This window comes from Acidobacteriota bacterium, assembly GCA_039028635.1.
Taxonomy (GTDB): domain Bacteria; phylum Acidobacteriota; class Thermoanaerobaculia; order Multivoradales; family JBCCEF01; genus JBCCEF01.
The window spans coordinates 26,715-34,710 of record JBCCHV010000069.1 but is presented as its reverse complement, the minus strand read 5'-3'; the positions used below and the strand labels follow the sequence as shown (position 1 = coordinate 34,710).

4 protein-coding genes are annotated in these 7,996 nt (G+C 69.8%); 2 read left to right on the top strand and 2 right to left on the bottom strand.

The window, feature by feature from the left end:
• Window positions 1-505: 505 nt before the first annotated feature.
• Both AAF604_21670 and AAF604_21665 read right to left on the bottom strand, forming a co-directional pair.
• On the bottom strand, window positions 506-1,351 hold the full coding sequence (locus tag AAF604_21670; protein ID MEM7052291.1) for an alpha/beta fold hydrolase: 846 nt from the start codon (window positions 1,349-1,351) through the stop codon (window positions 506-508).
• Entirely contained in the window at window positions 1,348-5,697 is a 4,350-nt protein-coding gene (locus tag AAF604_21665) for a DEAD/DEAH box helicase (protein MEM7052290.1), read from the bottom strand. Before AAF604_21665 ends, AAF604_21670 begins: the two co-directional genes overlap by 4 nt.
• A 419-nt stretch (window positions 5,698-6,116) precedes the next feature.
• On the opposite strand from AAF604_21665, the gene AAF604_21660 reads away from it, so the two are divergent.
• On the top strand, window positions 6,117-7,235 hold the full coding sequence (locus tag AAF604_21660; GenBank protein MEM7052289.1) for a GGDEF domain-containing protein: 1,119 nt from the start codon (window positions 6,117-6,119) through the stop codon (window positions 7,233-7,235).
• Between the two features lie 77 nt (window positions 7,236-7,312).
• Window positions 7,313-7,990: an aquaporin gene (locus AAF604_21655; GenBank protein ID MEM7052288.1), complete on the top strand. Its 678-nt coding sequence runs from the start codon at window positions 7,313-7,315 to the stop codon at window positions 7,988-7,990.
• Window positions 7,991-7,996 lie beyond the last annotated feature (6 nt).

Here is a 7,996-nt window from a genome sequence, read left to right as displayed (position 1 = left end):
TTATCCTTCAAATACTCCAAACACTTCTGCAATTTCGGTGAGGTCTGTGCCTCGGTTGCTACTGCGTCGTAATGCGATAGAAGCTTTTGATCTTTGGGGTCTGTTCCAGACCCCCTCGAGCCAACGCACATGTCGTTGGCTCTCACCCCCAAGGACAAGCCTTCGGCTTGCTCGCCCTCCTCTCGGAGGGCTCGGTCGATTTGTGACCGCTCTCGCTCCGCTGATCTCTGTCGGATGTTGATCTTTGGGGTCTGTTCCAGACCCGCTCGCCTGCGCGGCCCGGGCCGCACGCACGTGTCGTGCGGTGCGGCCGGCTAGGCCTCACCCCAGTCCAGGGCGGCCCCGAGGACAAGCCTCCGGCTTGCTCGCCCTCCTCTCGGAGGGCTCGGTCGATTTGTGACCGCTTTCGCTCCGCTAATCTCTTTGAATCTTGAGTCAGGGGTCTGTTCTAGACCCCCTCGGCCGCGCGGTCCGGGCCGCACGCACATGTCGTGCGGGCGGCTGGCTAGTCCTTACCCTTCTCGGCGCGGGCGAAGGTGGCTAGGGCTAGGTCGAGGATTTCCTGGTTGGCGAGCTTGATCGCCGCCAGGTGGCCGGCTTGCGGCACTAGCAGGTGCTCGCCGTCGGCCGCTTCGGCGAGGGATTGGGTGTCCTGGGGCGGAATCCCGCGGTCGCGCTGGCCACCGACGTAGGCGACGGCGCCGACCCCGAGGTGGGGGGCGTGGCGGCGAATGTCGAGGAAGCCGTAGGACCGTCGCAGGGCCGACCGGAAGAAGCGGTAGAAGGGCTTGCCTCGCGCCACCATGCGCTCGGACCACTCGATCAGATGGGGCGAGACGTCCTCGAAGAAGGCGCCGCTGGCGGCGTGGGTGCGGGAGAGGGCGGCGTGGGACCAGTAGCCGCCGGAGCTGACGCCCCAGACGTGGAGAGGGCCCTGCGTCACCAGCTGTCGAACGGCGCGCAGGCCGTCTTCGACGTCGCGGTCGTAGAGCGAGTGGTGCCGCTTGCTGCCACCGAAGCCGGAGAGGTCCATGGCCAGGACGCTGTAGCCGGCGCCCCGCAGGGCCTGAATCCGTCCCCGGCGGTGGAAGTAGGAACGTCCCCATTCGAGCCAGGGCGGCACCATCAGCACGACGCCGCGGAAGGTTCCCACTGGCGGGTACCAGGTCGCCGACAGGCTGCCGCCGCGGCGCCGCTCGAGGCTGAGATGGCGCCAGGGGGCGAGCCCCTCGGGGGGATCCGGCAGGCCGCGACGGGGGACCGGTGGGGCGAGCCAGCGAAACATCCGGCTGGCGAAGTACTCCTCGACCGCGCCGGGACGCGGTGGTGGCGCCGAGGTGGTTCGACTCATGACGGCTGGCCGGTCGGGGGGCCCGTCAGGGTGGTCCAGGAGGAGGGCACCGGTAGGCGCCGCAGCAGGCGCTCGGCTTGGCTGCGCTCCACCGGGTCGCTGGGGGCATCGCCGAGGAAGCGGGTCGTGCCGCTTTCGAAGAAGGCCTGCGGCAGGCCGTCTTCGAGCAGCAGGCGGTTGCCGGTGAGGGCCGGCAGGCGCGCTCCCGGAGTGATGATGCCGGCCAGGTTGAGGGGGTCGGCGGCGCTCAGGGAGAGGCGCCCTTGTGGGTTGCGGCGAGCTCGCCGCAACGCCGCCACGGCCTCCGGCAGGGCGAACTGCTCCCCCGAGAATCCGCTGACGAAACGCCCGCCGCGAATCTCGCCGCGGGCTTCCCAGCGGCGCAGGCAGTAGAGCAGCTCGCGCCAGGGCACGGTGCGCTCTTCGCGACCGAGGAGAGCGCGAAAGACGACGCCATAGCGGCGCAACAGGGTGCCGGCGACGGTCTCCGCCGGCTCGCGCGCCGGCGGCGCCGTCAGTAGGGACCAGCGCCCGGCGCTCTCGAGGGAGCTTTGAACCGGCGAGCGGGGACCGCGGCTGCGGCCGCCGCGCCACTGGGGTGTCGGTCGCTTCGATGGCGGCACCAGGAGGGCCCGCAGGCCGGCGAAGCTGTCCGAGGTGACCAGACCGCGGGCGGCGAGCTCGGCGAGGGCTTCCTCGGTGTGGGTGGCGAGCAGGCCGGTTTTCAGGACCAGGTCCGAGAAGAAGCAGGCACCGCTCTCCGCCAAGACCTCGAAGACGGCTCGCGGTGCCGCCGCCAGGGTCGCCGGATCGGGTGCTTCGATGGCCGCGAGGTCGGCGAGGTTCTCCCGGCGCAGCAGCGTGATGGGTGTGGTGCGCAGAGGGGCGGCGCGCCGCAGCGTCGATGGAGCGATCGGTCGGCACCAGAGGTAGCGGCCGGAGAGGCAGAGCTGGTCGAGCCACGCCGGCTGATAGTCGGCGACCCGGGCCGGCAAGAGGTCCGACTCCCAGGCCGCCGCCGGGGCGGCGAAGCCCTCGAGCTGCTCGAGGACCGCCGCCAGGGCGTCGAGGCCGGAGCCGCGGTCGACTTCCTGCAGGCCGTGCCATTCGACCAGATACCTCCCCAGGGTACGCCGGTCGACGGGCTCGATCTCGCGCCGCAGACGGCCGAGGGTGTAGCGGTGGATACGCGCCAGCAGGCGGCGCTCGCACCACTCCTCTTCGCTCCCGGTGAAGGCCCCGCGGAGCACGAAGCCTTCGTTCTCGAGGCGGCCGAGGGCCGCGGCGACGGCGGCTTCCGGCAGGCCGGACTCGGCGGCGAGGTCGGCGACGGTGACCGGCCCGAGGGCTTCGAGGCGGCCGCGCAGCAGCTCGACCTGGGCGTCTTCGGCGGTCCAAGGGCGCCGCTCGAGTCGCTCCGGAAAATCGATTGGGGGCGCCAGGTCGGCGATCTCGAAGGCCGCCTCGGCCTGGTCGAGGCGTTCGGCGGCGATCCAGATCTCGGTCCCCCCGCTGGTGGTGAGGCATGCCGCCCGGCCGGCGTGGCCGAGGCTTTGCAGCCAGCCTTCTGCGAGGCCGGCGAGGGGCGGCAGGTAGCCATAGATCATCAGGGCGTCGTGCAGCTCCTCGCCGTCGCGGGCGTCGGGTCGCGCCTCGGAGCGCACCCGCTCGATGGCCTCGCGGTCGAGAATGCCGAAATCTTCGGCCGACTCGGGATCGGCCCAGCGGCGGGTGATCACCGCTCGGCTGCGTCGCTCTTCGAGGGGCGCGTCGTCGAGGAAGGCATAGGGCATGGCGTTGAGAATCTCGTGAGCCCAGGGCGAGGGCTCCGTGAGGTCCTTGGCGACGGTGGTCAGACGGCCGCTTTCGAGCGCTTCGAGGACGGCCTCGAGGCCTTGTAGATCCATGGCGTCCTGAAGACAGTCCTGAAGGGTCTCCTCGACCAAGGGATGGTCCGGCACCTCGCGGTCGCCGGAGATGGTCTCGAGGCAGGCGAGCTGATCCGGAAAGACCACGGCGACGAGGTCCTCGGCGGCCTGCCGCTGCAGCGGCGGCGGCACCCGGCGGCCGCCGCGGAAGCGCGGCAGGGCGAGGGCCCGGGAGGCGTTCCAGCGCCAGCGAACGCCGAACATCGGGGCGTCGAGGAGGGCCTGGATCAGGAGGTCGCGGACACTCCCGGAGCTGAGGTAGCGAAAGACTTCGGCGAGGGGGAAGGAGTGCGACGGGCCGAGGGACAGCAGGATGGCGTTGTCGCTGGCGGCGGCCTGCAGCTCGAAATTGAACTTGCGGCAGAAGCGCTTGCGCAGCGCCAGCCCCCAGGCGCGGTTGATGCGGCTGCCGAAGGGCGAGTGGAGCACCAGGTGGAGATCCCCGGCGCCGTCGAAGAAGCGCTCCAGCACCAAGTTTTGCTGGCTCGGCACGGTGCCCAGGGCGCGGTGGGCGGCGGCGATGTAGTCGATTAGCTGGGTGGCCGCCGCCGGCGGCAGGGGCAGGCGCTCGGCGAGGTTGGCGGCGGCGCACGCCCGCCCTTCGGCGGAGCCGTCGCCGATGTCCTGGGCGATGCTGACCCGCAGCCGTGAGACGGCGGCCGACAGCTCGTTCGTGCGGCCCGGCATCTCGCCGAACCAGAAGGGAATGCTGGGCGGCTCGCCGCGCGCGTCTTCGACTCGCACCCGGCCTTGCTCGATGCGCAGGATGCGCCAGGACGAGTTGCCGAGCTGGAAGACGTCACCGGGCAGGCTTTCGACGGCGAAGTCCTCGTCGACGCTGCCGACGGTGGCGCCCTCGGGCTCGAGGACGACATCGAAATCGGCGGTGTCGGGGATCGCACCACCGGAGGTCAGGGCGGTGAGGCGGGCGCCGCGGCGGGCTCGCAGGCGACCCTCGACGGCGTCGCGATGGAGGTAGGCGCCGCGCCGTCCGATGGCGGTGCTGAAGCCGTCGGCGAGCATCGCGACGACGGCATCGAAGCGCGTCCGAGGCAAGTTGCGGTAAGGCCAGCTCGAGCGCACCAGGGCGTAGAGGTCGTCTTCCCGCCAGTCTTCACAAGCGACGGCGGCAACCATTTGTTGCGCCAGGACGTCGATCGGCTCGACCGGCCAGATCAGGCGATCGAGCTCGCCGCGTTCGACGGCATCGAGGAGGGCGGTGCACTCGACCAGCTCGTCGCGGGTGAGCGGGTAAATGCGTCCCTTGGGGGTGGCGGCGAGGTGATGGCCGGAGCGGCCGACGCGCTGCAGCAGGGTGGCGATGGAGCGCGGCGAGCCGATCTGGCAGACCAGGTCGATGCTGCCGACGTCGATGCCCATCTCGAGAGAGGCGGTGGCGACCAGCCCTTGCAACGTGCCGGCCTTCAGCCGTTGCTCGGCGTCGAGGCGTTTCTCCTTCGCCAGGCTACCGTGGTGCGAGGTGATGGCGTCGTTGCCGAGGCGTTCGGCGAGGTGCCGCGCCACCCGCTCCGCCAGGCGTCGGGTGTTGACGAACACCAGAGTGGTGGTGTGGGCGGTGATCTGCTCCGCCAGGTGATCGTAGATCTCCTCCCAGACCTCGTTCGAGAGCACCGCTTCGAGGGGTGAGTCGGGAACCTCGAGGGCGAGGTCGAGGGTTCGCGAGTGGCCGGTGTCGACCACCGTGCAGGGCTCTTCGCCGGGGACCAGGAAGTGGGCCACTTCGGAAATCGGGTTCTGGGTCGCCGACAGGCCGATGCGGCGCAGGTGACCGCCGTGGTCGGCGACCAGCTTGCGCAGTCGCTCGAGGGAGAGGGCGAGGTGGCTGCCGCGCTTGTCGCCGGCGACGGCGTGGATCTCGTCGACGATCACCGTGCGGCAGGGGGCGAGGAGGCGCCGGCCGCTCTTGCTGGTGAGCAAGATGTAGAGCGACTCGGGAGTGGTGACGAGCACCTGCGGCGGTCGGCGGAAAACCTGGCTGCGCTCGCGCTGCGGCGTGTCGCCGGTGCGCACCGCCCGGCGGATCTCGACCGGCGCCGCGCCGAGCTCCGTGAGGGCCTCGGCGATGCCGCGGAGGGGGATCTCGAGGTTGCGCTCGATGTCGTTCGAGAGCGCCTTGAGGGGGGAAACGTAAACCACCCGGGTTTCGTCCGGTAGCGAGCCCTGTTGCCCCTCGCGCACCAGCTCGTCGAGGGCGCAGAGGAAGGCGGCGAGGGTCTTGCCGGAGCCGGTGGGCGCCGCGATCAGGGTGTGGTTCCCTTGCTGGATGGCTTGCCAGGCCAGGTTCTGGGCCGCCGTTGGGGCTTCGAAGGCGCGGCCGAACCACTGCTCGACGGCGGGATGGAAGGCCGCCAGGGGTGGCTGCGAGCGGTTGGTCGACGTCTCTACCATGGCAGTCATTCTAGTGTCCGTCGGTCGAGGTCCGGGAAGCCTGACGACGACCAGCCGAAACCCCATTCCTCCCTGTATCGGGGTTCATGACCAACAGTACGTTACGAGGGGATGAAGGCGGACGCGGCGAATCCTCCGCTGCCGTCAAGGCGCCCTGTGGACATCGCGGGTCCGAAGCCGTCCCAGGGAGCCCTGCGGCCGGCGATGGTAGCCTTGGGCGATCATCCTGGCGTGGGGCAGGATTTGGCGGCCACCGAGCACCGTCGTGGGATGGCTGGACGCGATCCCTTCGATTTCTTGCCACATGCCAATTTGTAGGTTCGTCGCTGACGCCGTCATCACGGCCGGAGGGGAGCGAATTGGAAGCCGCCAGTGCCGGAGCTAGCCGTGCCGGAGCTAGCAGGGCTCGAGCTCGCCGGGGAGGGCGTTTGGGGCTGGTTCTCGGTCAGCTTTGGGTCAAGCCCGACCCCGCCTTTCGCCATGCCGGTGCTTCCGGCGAGCTGTTGGTGGCCCAGGTTCGGGCGGTTCTCGGTCTCTTCGTCCTGATCATCCCAGCCATGGGGCTGGTGCTCGACCCGCAGCGCCCGTCGGTGCAGGCGGGATTCCTGCTCGTCGGGGTGCTCTTCGTCCAGACCCTGATCGTCTACCGCGTCCTGCGGCGTTACGGCCAGCTGCCTTGGCTGGGTTTCGCCAGCAGTCTCCTCGACGTCACCCTGGTGAGCGCCGCTCTGCTGGCTTCGGCGCTCTTCGGCCAGGGTCCTGCGGGACCCGGTCGCGAGGTCGTCTTCCTGATTTATTTCCTGGCGATTTTCGCCACCACTCTGCGCTTCGATGTGCGGGTCTGTGTCGTCACCGGTTTCGCGGCGGCGCTGCAGTACGTGGTGGTCGAGCACTGGGTGCAGGGCCTGGTGCCGGAGGCCCCCACCGCCCTCAACGCCTGGGTCGACGAGGCGGCGCGGGTGGTCTTGCTGCTGGCGGCGACTCTGCTGGCGGCCACCCTGGTAGTGCGCGGTCGAGAGCTGCGCAGTCTGTCTTCTCGCGATCTCCTCACCGGCGTGATGAGTCGGCGCTATTTCGACGAGCGCCTCGAAGAGGACGCGGCGCGCATCGAGCACCGTCGCGAATCGGCCCTCTGCGCGATGATCGACATCGATCACTTCAAGAGCTTCAACGACACCTATGGCCACAGCGCCGGCGACGAGGCCTTGCGCGTCATCGGCTCGGTGCTGCGAGCTTCCTTCCGCTCCTCGGACGTCGTCGCCCGCTACGGCGGTGAGGAATTCTCGGTGATCGTCGTCGGCCTCGCGCCGGCCCGCGCCATCGAGCGCATGGAGGCCATCCGCCGCACCGTCGCCGAGTCGCCGGTGCCGCTCTGGGGTGGTCGCTCGGCTCCGATGACGGTCAGCGTCGGGGCGGCCTGCTTTCCGCGCGAGGGATCGTCCTTGCGTCAGGTCCTGGCCCTTGCCGACGAGCGCCTCTACGAAGCCAAGGGGTCGGGCCGCAATCAGGTCGTCGGGCCGCCGCCGGAGGCCCCGGCGTCGCTATAATCAGCGCATCCTTCGATTGATCGATTTCGCGGACCGCGCTGGTCTCGTCGCCACCGGTCCGCTAGAGGAGACTGCGCATGAAACCAAGTCTTTCGACGGCATTGGTCGCAGAGTTCGTGGGCACCTTCGCCCTGGTCTTCATCGGCGCCGGCGCCGGCGCCCTCGGCATCGGCGGGCTGGTGGGCGTGGCCCTGGCCCACGGTCTGGTGGTGCTGGGCTTCGCCTATGCCTATGGCCATCTATCCGGCACCCACATCAACCCCGCCGTCACCCTCGGTCTGTGGGCCGGTGGCGCGATCGATGCCGGCAAGGCGATCAGCTATATCGTGGTCCAGCTCGCCGGCGGCGCCGTCGCCGGCTTCACCCTCGCCTACTGCCTGGGTGGCACCGAGACCGGTCTCGGCGCCACCACCTTGGCGCAGTCCCTGGAGGTCGGCGATGCCACCATCCAGGTGACGCCGGTGATGGGCGTGGTGATCGAGGCGCTGCTCACCTTTTTCCTGGTCAACGCCGTTTTCAACGCCGGCATCAGCGGCAAGGCGGGCAACCAGGCCGGCATCGCCATCGGCCTGACGCTGACCTTCTGCATCCTGATGGGCGGACCGTTGACCGGTGCCAGCCTCAATCCGGCGCGCACCCTCGGTCCGGCGCTGGCGACCGGCAACTTCGCCGACTTCTGGGTCTACCTGGTCGGTCCAGCGATCGGCGGCCTCGCCGCTGCGGTGCTCTACCGAGTGGCCTTCAAGGGGCGTTGATGGCCT

Coding starts and splice junctions, on each gene's coding strand:
- AAF604_21670 (MEM7052291.1), bottom strand. CDS start 1,351: ATGAGTCGAACCACCTCGGCGCCACCACCGCGTCCCGGCGCGGTCGAG.
- AAF604_21655 (MEM7052288.1), top strand. CDS start 7,313: ATGAAACCAAGTCTTTCGACGGCATTGGTCGCAGAGTTCGTGGGCACC.
- AAF604_21665 (MEM7052290.1), bottom strand. CDS start 5,697: ATGACTGCCATGGTAGAGACGTCGACCAACCGCTCGCAGCCACCCCTG.